Genomic DNA, 15,342 nt, shown 5'->3' on the forward strand with positions numbered 1-15,342 from the left:
GTCGTGGAACCTCGGCGCGGCGAGAAGGGGCAGGCGTGCGCGCGTGAGCACGCCCGCGCGCCGGGGCGCTCGCTACTCGGCGATGTTCGCTGTCACCGCGTCGATGTAGGCGGCGCGGTCCTCGCGCGAGTGCGGCCGCCCCGGGACCCCCGGCCGCTGCTCCCACGGGAACGGCCCGGCCTCGTGCCGGTACTCGATCCCCATCGCCTCGAGCCGCGCGGTGTGCTCGGCCAGCCGCCCGCGGAACTCGGCGACGTCGCGCGGACCGGTGACGTCCGCCGACCAGAGCGCCTCGGCCAGGGCGGCCACCCGCGGGAACAGCTGGTAGTCGAGCTTCCGGGCGGTGTCGACGTGCTCCGTCCACATGTTGCCCTGGCCGCCGATGACGTGGGCGCGCTCGGACTCGGTCAGGCCGGACGGCACCGGGTCGAACCCGAAGACGTCGTCGACCGTCAGCACGATGGACACCGGGATCGGTTCGGTCGCCAGGTCGCTCTGGCGGTAGTCGAGGTAGGCCTGGTCGTCGGGCGACGAGATCACGTCGTGCCCGCGCTTCGCCGCCGTCCGGGCGCCGGTCAGACCGCGCCACGACACGATGGTCGCCGAGGGGTCGAGCGTGCCGCCCTCGAGGATCTCGTCCCAGCCGAACGCCTGCCGCCCGTGCGAGGCGACGTGTGCCGCGAGCTGCCCGATGATCCAGGCCTGCAGCTGCTCTTCGTCCTCGAGCCCGAGTGAACGCATGCGCTCCTGCGTGCGGGGGTCCTCGACCCACTGCACCTTCGGGCACTCGTCGCCGCCGATGCCGATGTAGCGGGAGGGGAAGAGCGCGATGACCTCGTCGAGGACGTCCTTGAAGAAGTCGACGGTGCTGTCGTCGGCGTTCAGGACGTCGTCGGCGATGCCCCACTCGGTCCAGACCTCCACCGGCGTCTCGGGGTGCACGCCGAGCGACGGGTAGGCGGCCAAGGCGGCACGGACGTGTCCGGGCGTCTCGATCTCGGGGACGACGGTGACGAACCGGTCCGCTGCGTAGGCGACGATCTCGCGGATGTCGTCCTGCGTGTAGTACCCGCCGTGCGGGCGGCCGTCGAACGCTGCGGGGTGCAGCACACCGTCGGCGTCGGGGACGTGCGCGCCCACCTGGGACTCGCGGCGCCAGGACCCGACCTCGGTCAGGCGCGGGTACTTCCGGATCTCGATGCGCCAGCCCTGGTCCTCCGTCAGGTGGAAGTGCAGCCGGTTGATCCGGTGCGCCGCGAGCTGGTCGACGACGCGCATGACCTCGTGCTTGGTGCGGAAGTGCCGGGCGACGTCGAGCATGACGCCGCGCCAGGCGAAGGCGGGGGCGTCCTCGACGATGGTCGACGCGACGGACCACGGACCGGTGCCGACGCGGCCGCTGCGGTACACGTCGGCGGGCAGCAGCTGGAGGAGGGCCTGGACGCCGTAGAACACGCCGGCGGCCGAGCCGCCTGCGACGTCCACACCGTCGGGTGTGACGGTCAGGCGGAAGGACTCGGCGCGCTCGCCCTCGGGCGACGGCGGGCCGGCGGGAAGGGAGGGATCGTCGGTGACGCGCAACGAGATGACGCCCGTCCGGACCGACCCGTCGGCGGAGGCCGCCCCGTCGAGCGCCCCGTCTTCCGCTGCGTCGCGGACCGGCTGGCCGGTCGACGCCCGGAGCGTCTGCTGCAGGTACAGTCGGACCGATCCGCTCGCTGCGTCCGCTGCGATGCGGGTCGACGGGGTGATCTCGAAGGCGCCGGTACCGGGAACGGCGCGGCGCGGTCGTGGGATGAGCATGTTGGAGTCCACCATTCCTCAATGATCTTTCGTAATGTGGAGGCTATGGCCGTGGACGAGACCGTGTCAACGATCCCGAGTGTCGTGGGGACGACGCCGGGCGTGCTCCGACTCATGAACTCCCGCGCCATCCTCGACGAGCTCCTGCGCGACGACGCGTCGCGCACCGTGACCGAGCTCAGCCGCACCGTCGGGCTCTCCCGCCCCACGGTCGAGGCGGCGCTGGCGGACCTGGTCGACGAGGGCTGGGTGACCGAGGCCGAGGCGATCGCCACCCCGAACAAGGCCGGCCGCCGGGCCAAGCGCTTCGCCGCGGACGCCACCGCCGGTTCCGTGCTCGGCGTCGACCTCGGACTGCACGGCATCGTCGGCATCCGCGCCGACCTGCGCGGGAACACCCTCACCCGGGTCGAGGAGCGCTACGCCGACCTCGCCGACGCGGAGCAGGCCTGGACGAGCGTGCAGGACGTGGTCCGCCGCCTGACGGCCGGCTCGGAGGCGTCCCCGGTCCTCGCCGCCACGTTCGGCGTCCCCGCCGTCGTCGACCGCGCCGGCGAGATCGACTACACGGTCGCGGTGCCCGAGTGGGTCGAGCGCCGCGTGCCCGGCCGGATCCAGGACCTCTTCCCCGGCATCGCGACGTTCTTCGACAACGACGCCAAGCTCGCCGCCACCGCCGAGGCGATGTGGGGGCGCTTCCGGGGCGTCCAGGATAGCCTGTACCTGGTGATGGGTCGGCAGATCGGTGCGGCCTACGTCATCGACGGGGCGTTGGCGCGCGGGGCGCGCGGTGCGGCTGGCGAGATGGGCGGCCTGGCCTCGACCGGGTGGCCCGGTGCGCCGGCCCGCCTGGAGGCCCGGATCGCGTCCGACACGGACCTCGAGTCGGTCTTCGCCGCGGCCGGGCGCGGGGGCGCAGCGCCGGGTCGCGTCGGCGAGGACGGTCCGGACCCGGCGGCGGTCGACGTCGTCCGCGCCTTCGCGGACGACGTGGCACCGGGTGTCGTGCAGCTCGTCACGACGATCGACCCCGAGGTCGTGGTCGTCGGGGGCGAGGTCCTGCCGGCGGCACCGGTGTTCGCCGAGGCGCTCGCCGCGGTCGTCACACCCCAGCTCCGGCACCCCGTCGAGATCGTCCCGTCGACGGTCGGTCGTGACGCCGTCGCCCGCGGTGCCCTCGCGCGGTCGTTGACGCACGTGCGGACCTCGCACATGGGACTCGGCTGACGTTCAGGTACCGCGCCGGGTCCTGACAGGGCGCTCAGGGATGCTGGGGGCATGACGACTGCCGTGACCGCCCGTGCCATGACCGTCGCCACCGGCGACTCCACCGCTCCCTCGGACCTGGGCGGACTCTCCGGCCTCGTGCTCCAGATCATCGACGCCCTGGGGGAGTGGGGCGTCGCGCTCATGCTCTTCATCGAGACGGTGTTCCCGCCGATCCCGTCCGAGCTCATCCTGCCGCTGGCCGGGTTCCTGGCGGGCGCCGGGCAGATGAACCTCGTGCTCGTCCTCGTGCTGGCGACGCTCGGGTCCTACCTCGGTGCGCTGGTGCTCTACTGGCTCGGCGCGAAGATCGGGTTCGAGCGCACCACGCGGTGGTTCGGCAAGCTCCCCCTGGTCGACGAGGACGACTTCCGCAAGGCCGCCGCGTGGTTCCACCGGCACGGCAAGAGCGCCGTGTTCTTCGGCCGCTTCGTCCCGATCGTGCGGAGCCTCATCTCCTTGCCCGCGGGCGCTGACCGCATGCACCTCGGCACGTTCTCGGTGTTCACGATCATCGCGAGCGGCATCTGGAACAGCGCCCTGGTGCTGCTCGGTGCTGCCTTCGGCTCCCAGTACGACCGCGTCGAGCAGTACACCGAGTGGATCGACCGGGTGCTCTACGTCGCGATCGCGGTCGTCGTGGTGACGTTCGTGGTCCGGCGGGTGCGACGGTGGCGGGCAGACCGTCGCGCGGACGGTGGCGGCAACGGCGACGGTGCCGCGAGCGGGGGCGCACGAGGTCGTCGTCGCGCCGAGCCCGCCCGCGACTGAGCCGGTCGTCGTCAGGCCTTGGTCAGCGCCGACTCCTTGTGCGCGGCCTGCTTGCCGCTCTTCTCCGACTCGACGATCCAGTACGGATCGTCGTCGGTCGGCTTGAACGTCTGACCGTCGAACTCGAAGTCGCTCGTGCGCTTCCGCACGAGTTTCCCGGTCGTCTTCCCTTGCGAGGTGTTCCAGTGCACCTCGTCACCTTTCGTCAGTGCCATCGCTGTCCTCCTTGCGTGATCGCTCACCCCGGTCGGACGTCGAACGGTACCCTGATGCATCCGCATGAACACAGGGAAGTACGCCGATCACGATGTCATAACACCCGCCCAAAAGCGGGGTCGGACGCGTACCGTTTCTCGTGAGCCAACACGCCGGCAGCAGCCGCGGAACCTGCGGCTCCCGACGGAACGACGGACACCATGACCCTGCTGGACGGCTTGCGGACGGAGACGGTCCTGTCGGGCCGGTACCGACTGGTGAAGCTCATCGGCACGGGTGGCATGGGGACCGTCTACGAAGCCCGCGACGAGCACACGTACCGCGCCGTCGCCGTGAAGCTCTTCGCGACGCCGGACAAGATGACGACGGCCGATCGCGTCCGTCAGGAGCGCGAGATCCGGCTCCTCAGCATGCTGTCGCACCCCGGGCTCATCCCGCTCTACGACGCCGGCACGCACGACTTCCCCGACGGCCCGCACCGGTTCATCGTGATGGAGCTCATCGCCGACACGACGCTGCTGCGCCGACTGTCCGAGGGGGCCCTGCACAACTACGAGGTGGCCGACCTCGGCGCCCAGCTCGCCGATGCCCTGGCCTACGTGCACTCGCGCGGCATCGTGCACCGGGACGTCAAGCCCGCCAACATCCTGATCAGCGACGAGGGCTCGTCCGGCTTCGCCCGGACCGTGAAGCTCACCGACTTCGGCGTCGCGCACTTCGTCGACGGCTCGCGCCTGACGAACGACGGCACGATCATCGGCACGGCGGCGTACCTGAGCCCTGAGCAGGTCGCCGGTGAGCCGATCAGCTTCGCCACCGACGTGTACTCGCTCGGGCTGGTGCTGCTCGAGTCCCTGACCGGCAAGCAGGAGTACTCCGGCACCCTGATCGAGGCGGCACTGGCCCGCCTGCGGCACGACCCCGTGATCCCCGACGACGTCGCCTCGGAGTGGCGCGAACTGCTCAGCCGGATGACCGCCCGCGACCCGGAGCGTCGTCCGACCGCGGTGGCGATCGCGAACGCCCTGCGGGGCGGCTCCACGCAGGTCACCGGCCCGGTGCCGCTCGGACCCGAGCGCGTCAAGCACCAGCGCGACCACCGGACGCACCGTGCGGCCCACCGGCACGCGAAGCGCGGGACCTTCTCGGCCGTCCGCCGCTGGCGTCGGCGGAACGTGCTCGTCGGCTCGTTCGCGGCGTTCGGCGTGCTGGTCGCGTGCGGCTCCGCCTACGTCGCCGGCGTGCTGCACTGACGTCGCGAGCTCGTCCCGTTCGTCCGTGGTCCCTGGCAGGATGGACAGCATGACCGACCAGCGCTGGATCAAGATCTGCGGCCTGTCGACGCCCGACACCGTGGACGCCGCCGTCGACGCGGGCGCCGACGCGGTCGGGTTCGTCTTCGCCGCGAACAGCCCCCGCACCGTGACGGCCGACCTGGCGAAGGAACTCGTCGAACGGCTGCCGGACGGCATCGACGCCGTCGGGGTCTTCCGCGACCAGAAGATCGACGAGATCGTCGGCATCGCGTCCGAGGTCGGGCTCACCACCCTGCAGCTGCACGGTGGCGAAGCCGCGACCGACTTCGCCCGGGCCCGCGACGCCGGCTTCTTCACCATCCGGGCCCTCGCGGCCGAGGACTACCTGCGTGAGACCGCCGAGCAGCGCGCATCGTACGACCACGACCTGCTGTTGCTCGACGCCGCCGTGCCGGGCAGCGGTCGGCTGATCGACCCCGCCGTGATCGAGGGCGGGATCGACGAGGCCTGGATCCTGGCGGGCGGCCTGACCCCCGCCAACGTCGTCGCCGCGGTCGAGGCGCTCGACCCCGACGGTGTCGACGTGTCGAGCGGCGTGGAGTCCGAGCGCGGCGTGAAGGACCCGGCCAAGATCCGCGCGTTCGTCGAGGCCGTCCGCAGCCTGGGCTGACGCGCGGTCAGCTGCCGCGCCGTCGGCTGCCGCGCGGTCAGCGCAGGGTCGGGATGAGCTCGGTCAGGAAGGCGTCGGTGTCCTCCCAGCCCTCGACCGCGTGGCACGGCACACCGAGGGCCTTCACCGGGTAGTCGTTGCCCTCGGGGTCGAGCCGGTCGCCGACGAAGAGCATGTCGTCGAGCGCGATGCCGGTGATCTCGGCGAGACGCTGCATGCCGTACGCCTTGTCGATGCCCTTGCGGGTGATGTCGACGCTGGTCGAGCCGCCGGATCGGACCTCGAGGTCGGGGAGCTCCGCCTGCACCCGGCGACGGAGGTCGTCCTTCTTCGCGCCGGTCGGGTCCCACTGCTTCTTGACGTCGACCGGAGCGGCCTGGCCGAGCGCGGAGAACGTGATCTGCGACCCGCGGTCCTCGAGGATGTCGCCCCAGGTCTCGGACTCCCAGTAGCCGGCGTCCTTCGCGACGGACTCGACCGCTGCGAGGGCGCGTGCCTTCTGGTCGTCGGTGAGGTCCTCGGCGTACTGCAGGGTCCAGTCGTCGTCGGACCAGCGGTAGTACCGCGTGCCGCAGGTCGGCAGCAGGTGCAGGTCGTCGAGGGTCAGGCCGTCGCGGTGGCGGAGCGGGGTGACGAGCTGCTGCTCGAACTGCGTGAAGTTGCCGCCGGAGATGACCGCGACCGGCACGACCTCGAGCAGGGACGCGAAGGTCTCGAGCATGCGGGGGTCGAGGGAGGACTTCGACGGGGCGAGGGTGTCGTCCAGGTCGAAGGCGACGAGGCGGGGCGTGGTCATGCCCCGATCCTGCCAGAGGCCACCGATCACGTGCCGGGTGCTGTGCTCACCGCACGCGACTGCTGCGCGATGTCTGCGGGGTCACGCGGGTCAGGCGCGGTGCGTCGCGGGGACCCGGTCGCGGTCGTACGTGATGTCCGTGTAGCCGTGCGGCGCCGGGTTGCCGTCGTCGTCGAGGTTCACGAACACGACCTCGTCGATGGTGAGGATGCTGCGGTGCGTGAAGAGGTTGCGCGCCTCGGCCCGCATCGTGAGCGAGCTGCGGCCGAAGCGGGTGGCGACGAGGCCGATCTCGACGATGTCGCCCTCCTTCGCCGAGGACACGAACTCGATCTCCGACATGTACTTCGTGACGACCTTGCCGTTGCCGAGCTGGATGATCGCGTAGACCGCGGCCTCTTCGTCGATCCAGCGGAGCAGGCTGCCGCCGAACAGGGTGCCGTTGGCGTTGAGGTCCTCGGGGCGGACCCACTTGCGGGTGTAGAAGTTCATCTCGGGCTGCATGTCACGACATACTACGCGGCGGCGCCCGCTCCCTGGACGGGAGCGGGCGCCGCCGCGGATGTCGCGAGGACTACTCCTTGACGAGCACGACCTCGTCGAGGGGCAGGCGGGTGCGCGGTGCGACCTCGCGCTCGGCCGCCTTCTCGTCGAGCTGCGACGGGTGCGCGACGGTGCCGATGGCGGTCACGGTGAAGGGCAGGAAGCGCTCCGGCAGGTCGAACGCGGCGCGCAGGCCGGCGGCGTCGATGCCCGCCATCTGGTGCACGTGCAGGCCCTCGGCGTGCGCCTGGACGGTGAGCGCCGCGAGCGACTGGCCGAGGTCGTACTGCGCGAAGGGACGCTCGTCGCCGTCTTCGGTCACGGTCTCGAGCACGCCGACGACCAGGGCGCTGGCACGGAAGGCCCAGGCGGCGTTGAAGCCGAGCAGGTTCTCGTTGATCTTGCGGAACGTCTCGGTGCCACGACGGCCCGCGATGAAGCGGCGGGGCTGGAAGTTCATGGCCGACGCAGCCCAGCGGGCGGCCTCGAGGACGGCGTCGAACTGCTCGTCCGAGATCGTCGCGGTCTCGTCGTAGGAACGGGGGCTCCAGCGCTCTTCGAGCAGGGGTACGAGGGGCTGGCTGGAGTCGGTGGACCGGGTGAGGGTGTCGGCGTTCGTCGAGGTCATGGTGCCTGCAACGGTATTCGATGCGAACGCATTTCCGACCTGAGCGACGTCACATGGTGCAAGGATGGACGCGATGGGTGGCGTGTTGACCGGCTTCGCGATCATCGGCGCGATCATCGCCGGTGGGTACGTCGTCGGGCGCATCGGACTGCTCGGCCCGCACGCACAGTTCGTGATGAGTCGCCTCGCGTTCTTCGTGCTCATGCCCTGCCTGCTCTTCCGCACCATCGCCTCGGCCGACATCGAGTCGCTGCTGTCCCCGATGCTCTGGGTCTCGCTGCTGAGCGCCGCCGTGGTCGCACTCGGAGCGGCGGCCGTCTTCCGGTTCGTGCTGCGGCGACCGGTCACCACCACGACGGTCGGGGCCCTTGCCGCGAGCTACGTCAACGCGAACAACATCGGCCTGCCGGTGGCCGTCTACGTGCTCGGGCAGGCGACCGCGGTGGTGCCGGTGATCCTGTTGCAGCTCATCGTCATCGCGCCGGTCGCGTTGACGATCCTCGACGCCGCGACCTCGGGCGCCGGCGGCTGGGGACGCCGGATCTCCGGGCCGTTCCGGAACCCGATCATCATCGCCTCGCTGGTCGGCCTCGTGTTCTCGGCGACCGGCCTCACGCTGCCCGACCCGGTGCTCGAGCCGTTCTCGCTGGTCGGTGCGGCAGCCGTGCCCGTCGTCCTGCTGTCGTTCGGGATGAGCCTGCACGGTGCCGCGCCGTTGCGGGACCCGGCGATCCGGACGGACGTCATCGTGGCGTCGTCGATCAAGCTCGTGGTGATGCCGGCGGTCGCGTACGTGTTCGCACGGTTCGTGTTCGGGCTCGGCGACCAGGACGTGTTCGTGCTCACCACCCTGGCGGCGTTGCCGGCGGCGCAGAACGTGTTCAACTACGCGCAGCGCTACGACGCGGCGGTCCCGGTCGCCCGCGACGTGGTGCTCATCTCGACGATCGGCTCGGTCCCCGTCCTGGTCGCGATCGCCGCGCTGCTGCACCCGTAGCGCGCCCTGGACGCACCGCGAGGCGGACGGGAGGCCCGTGGCGGGGCCGCCCCGTGCCTCCCGTCCGCCGTGGGGTCGCGTGCACCGCGGATGGTGAGCAGGAATGGTCGGGTCGCGGTCACCGACCCGACCATTGCTGCTCACGAAGCGCATCGGGGGCGCGCGTACGCTGACACCCACGGGGCGGACCCGCCTCGGGACCACGACGGACGGAGACCTCCGATGGACACGATGGCGATGATGAAGAACATGTCGATGACGGACATGCCCATGGAGATGGACATGGACGTGATGCAGGACACGATGATGGCGATGAACGCCGCGTCGATGGCCGCCACGATGTGCTCCGCGAGCGACATGCGCATGGGCGGCGAGATGGCCACGTGCGCCGCGATGTGCTCCAACACGGCGATGATGGCCGACACCGGCATGCGGATGATGATGCGTCCGGCCGGCATGGACCTGCCGAGCATGCAGGCGATGCTCATGGCCGTGATGACGATGGGCACGATGTGTGCTGCCGAGTGCCGGAAGCACATGGACATGGACGAGTCGTGCCGCTACTGCGCCATGGCCTGCGACGAGATGGTCGCGAAGTGCGAGGCGATGCTCGCCTCGATGTCGGCCTGAGCCGACGGGCTACGCGCTGCGTGCCGTGGTCTGACGACCGCCGGCGCTGAGGATCTCCGCCACCGGGTGGTGGGCGACCGGATCGCCGACCGACAGGAATGCGTCGGCGTCCGCCACCCGGAGCTGGGTCACGCCGCCGTCCAGGAACACCACGACGGCGTCGGCGAGACGGGTCTCGACGACGATTCCGTCGCGCCAGGCGCCGGGGGCCGCGTTCGCCATGACGCGCTGGATGGGAAGGATCGTCGTGCGGGACATGGCTTCACCTGCTCTCGAAGGGGTTCGGTGCAGGAAATCTACGTCGGCGCCGTCACCTGCTCAACGAGGGCGGACGCCGGGCGTAACAGAACGCGTCACGACCGCGTGACCGCTCAGAAGATCATCGGGCGGTCGTCGTCGAGCGACGTGTCCAGGTCGAGGTCGACCACCACGGGGACGTGGTCGCTCGGGGCGTCGCCCTTCCGCTCGTTGCGGTGGATCGAGGCATCGGTGACGACGTCGGCGAAGGCCTGCGAGCCCATCACGAAGTCGATGCGCATGCCCTCGTTGCGCGGGAACCGCAGCTGCTTGTAGTCCCAGTAGGTGTAGCCGTCGGGGACGATCGGCCGCACGACGTCCTGCAGGAGCCCCGCTGCCTCGAACGCCCGGAAGGCGTCGCGCTCCGGTTCGCTGACGTGGGTGTGCCCCTCGAACACGCGGACGTCCCACACGTCGGTGTCGAGCGGTGCCACGTTCCAGTCGCCCATCAGCGCGAGCGGGGTCTCCGGCGACGCGGCGATCCACTCGGCGGTGCGGTCGGCCAGCTGCGCGAGCCAGTCGAGCTTGTACGTGTAGTGCGGGTCGCCGACCTCGCGCCCGTTCGGCACGTACAGGCTCCAGAGCCGCACGCCGTCGACGGTGACGCCGATGGCCCGGGCCTCGACGGGCAGGTCCGGCCCCTCGTGCCCCTTGAGGAACCCGGGCTGGCCGGGGAAGTCGCGGGTCACGTCCTCCATCGGCAGCCGGCTGGCGAACGCGACACCGTTCCACTGGTTCAGGCCGTGCGCCTCGACGTGGTAGCCGGCGTCCTCGAACGCCTGCACCGGGAACTGCTCCGGCTTGCACTTGATCTCCTGCATGCCGAGGACGTCGACGTCCTCGCGCACCAGCCAGTCGACGATCCGCCCCACTCGGGTGCGGACGGAGTTCACGTTCCAGGTCGCCACGCGCATGGGATCGAACCTACCGGGGACGACCGACCCCGCCGTGCAGCGCGCCGCCTGCCGCTCTCGGGCGCAGCGCGGCACGATGGTGTTCGCTGGAAGTCCAGCAAGCGAGCGCAGGAGGCACTGATGGCATCGACGACGAACCGCGTCGACGGGACCGTGACGACCGGCACCACGACCGGCACCACCACCACGCAGGTCACGGCCAAGGGCAAGACGATCATCGACGACACCGTCGTCGCCAAGGTCGCGGGCATCGCCGCGCGTGACGTCCCCGGCGTCTACGCCCTCGGCGGGAACGCCTCGCGGGCCTTCGGCGCCATCCGCGACGCGATCGGCTCGAGCGCGCTCGGCCAGGGCGTCCGCGTCGAGGTCGGCGAGACCCAGGTCGCCGTCGACCTGACGATCGTCGTGGACTACCCGATCCCGATGATGGACGTCGCGTCCGCCGTGCGCGCCGCCGTCACGAGCGCCGTCACCGAGCTCGTCGGGCTCGAGGTCACCGAGGTCAACATCGCGATCAACGACGTGAACATCCCGGCACTGAACGGCACCGCCGACGACCTCGACGGCGACGTCCGCGAGGGCCGGGTCCGGTGAACGCCACCGTCGTCGGGATGGGCGTCGGCGCCCTCCTCGCGATCGTCGCGGTGACCCTCGGGTTCTGGGCGTTCGTGGTCGTCGCCGTCTGCATGGCCGTCGGCGGGCTGATCGCCCGCATCGTCGCCGGTGACGTCGACGTGCGTCGCCTGGTCGACGTGCTGCGCGGACGCCGGAGCTCGTCGTGACCGACGCCGCCGTCGCCACGGTCGGCGACAGCGGCGTCCGGCTCCGCGGCTCCGACCGCATCGGCACGTCGGCGCTCGTCCACACCGCCCAGGCGGTCGCCGCCGAAGCGCTGCGCGTGGCCTTCCGGGAGGTCCGTGCCCGGGTCGCCGACGACGGCCGCGGCGCGCTGGCGGTCGAGATCACCGCCCCGCTCACCCTGCCCGTGCTGGGGAGCCACGCGGTCCCCGACGAACCCGTCGTCACGAGCGCGCACCGGGCCCGTGGCACGATCGCCGAGCGGCTCCGGACCATCACCGGCCGACAGGTGTCCCGGGTGACCGTGACGTTCGCGTCGTCGGTCGTCGACGTCCCGCGGAGGGTCCGGTGACCGCCGTGGACGACCGGACCGCATCGGTCCCCGAAGCCGGCCCCGCACCGTCGACCGACCACGCCGCCACCTACCGCCGTCTGCTCCGCCGCGAGACCCACGTGTCCCGGTCGGGCGCCGTCGTCATCGCGATGCTCATCACCCTCGTGCTCGCAGCCGCTGCCGTCTTCGCCGGTGCCCTCGTGCTGCTCGACCAGAACGTCCTCGGCGTCGACCCGCGTGCCGTGGTGGACGCCGCCCTCGCCGCGCCGGACGGCCTCGACACCACGCTCGTCGTCGGGATCGCGGCGATCGTCGCCCTCGTCGGTCTGGTGTTCCTGCTGCAGGGGCTCCTGCCGCAGCGGCGTCCGCGCCACGCGATGGCATCCGACCGGCTCGCCGTCGTGGTCGACGACGAGGTGCTCGCCTCCGCCGCGGCACGCGCCGCCCGTTCCGTCACGCGGCTCGGGCCGGACGCCGCCGTCGGCACCGTGGGCCGCCGGACCGTCGAGGTGGTGCTGCGTCCCGCCGCCGGCGTCGACGTGCCCGCCGTGGCCGCGACCGAGGCCGTCGAGCACGAGTTCGCCGCGATCGACGCGCTGCCCGCCCTCGCTGCGCGGGTGCGCGTCCAGCCGACCGGACGGGTGGACGGATGAACGCGACCAACCGTGGGCTCGGCCGGACGGCGCTCGTCCTCGTCGGGCTCGTCCTGTTCGTCGCCGGGGTCGGTGCGATCCTGGTGCAGACGGCCCAGGGCCTGCCGCTCGTGGCGTCCTGGTGGCGCACGGCCGGCGACGCGCTCGCGGGCCTCAGCACGGACACGTCGCGCGATGACTCCCTGCTGTCGTGGACGTGGGTGCTCGGCGGCGGGGTCGTCGTCGGCATCCTGGCGATCGTGGTGCTGACGACGCTCGGCGGTGGCCGTGCGGGCACCGTCGTCGAGAGCGACGGCTCAGCCGACGGCGTCGCCGGTTCGGTGCGCGTCGAGTCCACGGCCGTGCAGCACGCGCTGTCATCGGCGATCGGGGAGCTGCCGCAGGTGGCCTCGCTCGCGGTCGACGTCTACCGCGTCCGCGGCGGCCGGGCGATCCGGGTGCGGGTCCGTCCGCGCCGGGGTGCCTCACCGCGCGAGGTCACCGAACGGGTCGAGGCCGTCGTGGCCGACCTGGACGCCCTGCTCGGCGAACGCCTGCCGGTCCTGCTCGAGATCGCACGCGGTGGGGCCGGGTCCTCGCGCCCGGACCGCGTGCACTAGGGCCGTCGCGGTGCGGTCGATCGGCGGGCTGCCGGGGCCGGACTCCGTCGTCCCCGTGCCGCGGGTGGTCGTGGCGGCCGCCCGGGGCCGCGAGGTCGCCCTGGTCTGGCACAACGAGATCGGTGGCACGACGTTCCGGATCGGCCCCGACGAGCACGCCGACGAGTTCGTCAAGGTCCTGCCGCACGCCTACGGCCGGTGGATCGGCAACGAGGCCGCGCGACTGGAATGGGCGGCGCAGTACGTGCGGGTGCCCGAGGTGCTCGACCACGGTGCGGACGACGACGGCGCGTGGCTGCACACCCGTGCAGTCCCCGGGTGGAGTGCCGTCGACCCGCGCTGGCACGACGAACCCCGGACCGCGGTGGTCGCGGTCGGTGAGGGGCTCCGCGCGTTCCACGACACCCTGCCGGTGGACGACTGCCCCTTCGCGTGGTCCACGGCGGCGCGGCTCGACCGTGCTCGCGCGGCTGGTGCCGACACGGACCGCCTGGGCCCGGAGCCGCCCGTGGACCGCGTCGTGGTGTGTCACGGAGACCCGTGCACGCCGAACACGCTCATCGGTGCCGACGGTCGGTGGAGCGGGCACGTCGACCTGGACGCCACGGGTGTCGCGGACCGCTGGGCGGACCTGGCGGTGGCGACGATGGCGTTGGGGTGGAACTACGGGCCCGGGTGGGAGCCGCTGTTCCACGAGGCGTACGGGGTGCCCGACGACCCGGAGCGGACGGCCTGGTACCGCGCGCTGTGGAACGCCGACGTGGACGACCTCGGGGACTAGAAGGCGACGCCCCGCGCCGACATGAACGGCACCGGGTCGGTCGTGGCGCCGTTGATGTGCACCTCGATGTGGCTGTGGCACCCGGTGGACTGGCCGGTCGACCCGACGAGCGCGATGAGCTGCCCCGCGGAGACCTGCTGGCCGATGCCGACCCGGAAGCCGCCGTTGACGATGTGACCGTAGGCCGTCTGCACGCCGTTGCCGTGGTTGATGCGCACGTAGTTGCCGTAGCCGCCGTACCAGCCGACGTAGTCGACGGTGCCGGCCGACGCGGCGACGATGGGCGTCGAGCAGCCGCTGGCCAGGTCGGTGCCGTCGTGCTTGATGACGGTGCCGTAGATCGGGTGCACGCGGTAGCCGTACGGGCTGATGACGTAGCCGCTGGCCGGACGGACCCAGCCCTGACCGCCACCCGAGCCGGCGGAGCCGCCACTGCCCGAGCCGCTGCTGCCGGAGCCGCCACCGCCGCCGGACGATCCGCCGCCGGCGTTCGCTGCTGCCGCTGCCGCCGCGGCCAGTTCTCGGGCGGCACGGGCTTCGGCCTCGCGCGCGGCCTTCGCCTCGGCTGCCTTGCGGACGCGCTCACCCTTGGCGAACTCGGCCTCGGTCCGGACACGGCCGGAGACCAGGGTCGCGAGCTGGGCGTCGAGACGGGCCTTGTTCGACTGCTGTTCGTCGTACGCGGTCTGCACGGCGTCGGAGGCGGCCTGCGCCTCTTGCATGCGGGCCTCGGCCTTCGCGGCGAGGCTGTCGAGTTCTTCGGAAGCGCGGTCGGCCTGGGCTTCGAGCGAGCGGGCGACGCCGGCGTCGACGCTGGCGGCGGCCTGGACACGCTCGGCCTGTTCGGACAGCTTGCTCAGCGCGCCGAGGTCGTAGAGCAGGTCGCGGGCGTCCTCGCCCTTGGTGAGCACCGAGGTCGTGACGTCGGCACCGCCCGAGCGGGCCATCTGCGCGGCGAACTGGCCGGCCTGCGCGGCGCTCTGGTCGGCGACCTTCGCGTGTTCGTCGGCGTCGGCGCGGAGCTGCTGCTCCTTCTCGGCGGCGTCCTGCGCGTCGGACTGCGCGTCGAAGAAGACGTCGCCGAGTTCCTTCGCCTTCGCCTGGGCGGCTTCGACCTTGGCGTCGAGGTCGCTGATGATGCCCTTGATCTCGGTGATCTGCCCCTGCTTCGCGGATTCCTTGCCGCGGGCGTTCTTGACCTCGTCCCACGTGGGGTAGGTCACCGCCTGGGCAGTGGGTGCATCGACGACGACCGTGCCGACGAGGCCCGCGAGTGCCAGTCCGGTGACGGCGAGGCGGAGGCGCACGGAGGCACGAGGGGTGCGGTGGCTGGTGGGGCGAGACATCGACCACGAGCCTATACATCCGTACAGAGAAGATCGGACGCCGA

Annotated in this window: 20 protein-coding genes; 12 read left to right on the forward strand and 8 right to left on the reverse strand. The window is 71.7% G+C overall.

The window, feature by feature from the left end:
• Window positions 1-72: 72 nt before the first annotated feature.
• Entirely contained in the window at window positions 73-1,818 is a 1,746-nt protein-coding gene (locus EDF47_RS14965; RefSeq protein ID WP_133937471.1) for a beta-N-acetylhexosaminidase, read from the reverse strand.
• Between the two features lie 36 nt (window positions 1,819-1,854).
• Between EDF47_RS14965 and EDF47_RS14970 the strand changes: the two genes are divergently transcribed.
• Window positions 1,855-3,030 (forward strand): ROK family transcriptional regulator, encoded by a 1,176-nt coding sequence (locus tag EDF47_RS14970; RefSeq protein WP_166673243.1) that lies wholly within the window; start codon window positions 1,855-1,857, stop codon window positions 3,028-3,030.
• Window positions 3,031-3,081: 51 nt separating this feature from the next.
• Window positions 3,082-3,840: a DedA family protein gene (locus EDF47_RS14975; RefSeq protein ID WP_228504475.1), complete on the forward strand. Its 759-nt coding sequence runs from the start codon at window positions 3,082-3,084 to the stop codon at window positions 3,838-3,840.
• An 11-nt stretch (window positions 3,841-3,851) separates the two neighbouring features.
• On the opposite strand, the gene EDF47_RS14980 is transcribed toward EDF47_RS14975, so the two are convergent.
• The gene (locus tag EDF47_RS14980; protein ID WP_123293555.1) at window positions 3,852-4,055 is read right to left on the reverse strand and encodes a DUF2945 domain-containing protein; all 204 of its coding nucleotides are present in this window, start codon (window positions 4,053-4,055) and stop codon (window positions 3,852-3,854) included.
• A 201-nt stretch (window positions 4,056-4,256) separates the two neighbouring features.
• On the opposite strand from EDF47_RS14980, the gene EDF47_RS14985 reads away from it, so the two are divergent.
• Together EDF47_RS14985 and EDF47_RS14990 are read left to right on the forward strand one after the other, a co-directional pair.
• Complete coding sequence (locus EDF47_RS14985; protein ID WP_133937467.1) at window positions 4,257-5,309, forward strand: serine/threonine-protein kinase; 1,053 nt, start codon at window positions 4,257-4,259, stop codon at window positions 5,307-5,309.
• A gap of 49 nt (window positions 5,310-5,358) precedes the next feature.
• On the forward strand, window positions 5,359-5,982 hold the full coding sequence (locus tag EDF47_RS14990; protein ID WP_123293557.1) for a phosphoribosylanthranilate isomerase: 624 nt from the start codon (window positions 5,359-5,361) through the stop codon (window positions 5,980-5,982).
• Between the two features lie 37 nt (window positions 5,983-6,019).
• On the opposite strand, the gene EDF47_RS14995 is transcribed toward EDF47_RS14990, so the two are convergent.
• The 3 genes from EDF47_RS14995 to EDF47_RS15005 form a co-directional block, all read right to left on the reverse strand.
• Window positions 6,020-6,778, reverse strand: a complete 759-nt coding sequence (locus EDF47_RS14995) for an HAD-IIB family hydrolase (RefSeq protein WP_133937464.1) — start codon at window positions 6,776-6,778, stop codon at window positions 6,020-6,022.
• A gap of 90 nt (window positions 6,779-6,868) precedes the next feature.
• Window positions 6,869-7,282 carry a hotdog domain-containing protein gene (locus EDF47_RS15000; protein WP_111086180.1) on the reverse strand — a complete coding sequence of 138 codons (414 nt, stop codon included), beginning with the start codon at window positions 7,280-7,282 and terminating at the stop codon, window positions 6,869-6,871.
• Window positions 7,283-7,352: 70 nt separating this feature from the next.
• On the reverse strand, window positions 7,353-7,949 hold the full coding sequence (locus EDF47_RS15005; protein WP_111086179.1) for a nitroreductase family protein: 597 nt from the start codon (window positions 7,947-7,949) through the stop codon (window positions 7,353-7,355).
• Between the two features lie 73 nt (window positions 7,950-8,022).
• On the opposite strand from EDF47_RS15005, the gene EDF47_RS15010 reads away from it, so the two are divergent.
• Together EDF47_RS15010 and EDF47_RS15015 are read left to right on the forward strand one after the other, a co-directional pair.
• Window positions 8,023-8,946 carry an AEC family transporter gene (locus EDF47_RS15010; protein WP_133937462.1) on the forward strand — a complete coding sequence of 308 codons (924 nt, stop codon included), beginning with the start codon at window positions 8,023-8,025 and terminating at the stop codon, window positions 8,944-8,946.
• A gap of 222 nt (window positions 8,947-9,168) precedes the next feature.
• Window positions 9,169-9,576, forward strand: coding sequence for an aldehyde dehydrogenase (locus EDF47_RS15015; protein WP_123293560.1), 408 nt, complete (start codon window positions 9,169-9,171; stop codon window positions 9,574-9,576).
• A gap of 9 nt (window positions 9,577-9,585) precedes the next feature.
• On the opposite strand, the gene EDF47_RS15020 is transcribed toward EDF47_RS15015, so the two are convergent.
• Together EDF47_RS15020 and EDF47_RS15025 are read right to left on the reverse strand one after the other, a co-directional pair.
• The gene (locus EDF47_RS15020) at window positions 9,586-9,834 is read right to left on the reverse strand and encodes a nuclease (RefSeq protein WP_133937460.1); all 249 of its coding nucleotides are present in this window, start codon (window positions 9,832-9,834) and stop codon (window positions 9,586-9,588) included.
• Window positions 9,835-9,947: 113 nt separating this feature from the next.
• Entirely contained in the window at window positions 9,948-10,787 is an 840-nt protein-coding gene (locus EDF47_RS15025) for an exodeoxyribonuclease III (protein WP_123293562.1), read from the reverse strand.
• 120 nt (window positions 10,788-10,907) lie between these two features.
• Between EDF47_RS15025 and EDF47_RS15030 the strand changes: the two genes are divergently transcribed.
• The 6 genes from EDF47_RS15030 to EDF47_RS15055 are packed head-to-tail and all read left to right on the forward strand — an operon-like array spanning window position 10,908 to window position 13,952.
• Window positions 10,908-11,381, forward strand: a complete 474-nt coding sequence (locus tag EDF47_RS15030; protein ID WP_123937445.1) for an Asp23/Gls24 family envelope stress response protein — start codon at window positions 10,908-10,910, stop codon at window positions 11,379-11,381.
• Window positions 11,378-11,569 carry a DUF2273 domain-containing protein gene (locus EDF47_RS15035; RefSeq protein WP_132100699.1) on the forward strand — a complete coding sequence of 64 codons (192 nt, stop codon included), beginning with the start codon at window positions 11,378-11,380 and terminating at the stop codon, window positions 11,567-11,569. Before EDF47_RS15030 ends, EDF47_RS15035 begins: the two co-directional genes overlap by 4 nt.
• Complete coding sequence (locus tag EDF47_RS15040; RefSeq protein WP_123293565.1) at window positions 11,566-11,937, forward strand: hypothetical protein; 372 nt, start codon at window positions 11,566-11,568, stop codon at window positions 11,935-11,937. Before EDF47_RS15035 ends, EDF47_RS15040 begins: the two co-directional genes overlap by 4 nt.
• Window positions 11,934-12,572, forward strand: coding sequence for a hypothetical protein (locus tag EDF47_RS15045; RefSeq protein WP_123340062.1), 639 nt, complete (start codon window positions 11,934-11,936; stop codon window positions 12,570-12,572). The genes EDF47_RS15040 and EDF47_RS15045 overlap by 4 nt, the downstream gene beginning before the upstream one ends.
• The gene (locus EDF47_RS15050; protein WP_133937458.1) at window positions 12,569-13,171 is read left to right on the forward strand and encodes a hypothetical protein; all 603 of its coding nucleotides are present in this window, start codon (window positions 12,569-12,571) and stop codon (window positions 13,169-13,171) included. The genes EDF47_RS15045 and EDF47_RS15050 overlap by 4 nt, the downstream gene beginning before the upstream one ends.
• Before the next feature lie 10 nt (window positions 13,172-13,181).
• The gene (locus EDF47_RS15055; RefSeq protein WP_243834067.1) at window positions 13,182-13,952 is read left to right on the forward strand and encodes an aminoglycoside 3'-phosphotransferase; all 771 of its coding nucleotides are present in this window, start codon (window positions 13,182-13,184) and stop codon (window positions 13,950-13,952) included.
• Here the strand turns inward: EDF47_RS15055 and EDF47_RS15060 are convergent.
• A complete protein-coding gene (locus tag EDF47_RS15060) occupies window positions 13,949-15,298 on the reverse strand; it encodes a M23 family metallopeptidase (RefSeq protein WP_133937456.1) in 1,350 nt (449 codons plus the stop codon). The two genes, EDF47_RS15055 and EDF47_RS15060, sit on opposite strands and share 4 nt — an antisense overlap.
• Between the last annotated feature and the right edge of the window lie 44 nt (window positions 15,299-15,342).

This window comes from Curtobacterium sp. PhB190, from assembly GCF_004365385.1.
Classification (GTDB): Bacteria; Actinomycetota; Actinomycetes; order Actinomycetales; family Microbacteriaceae; genus Curtobacterium.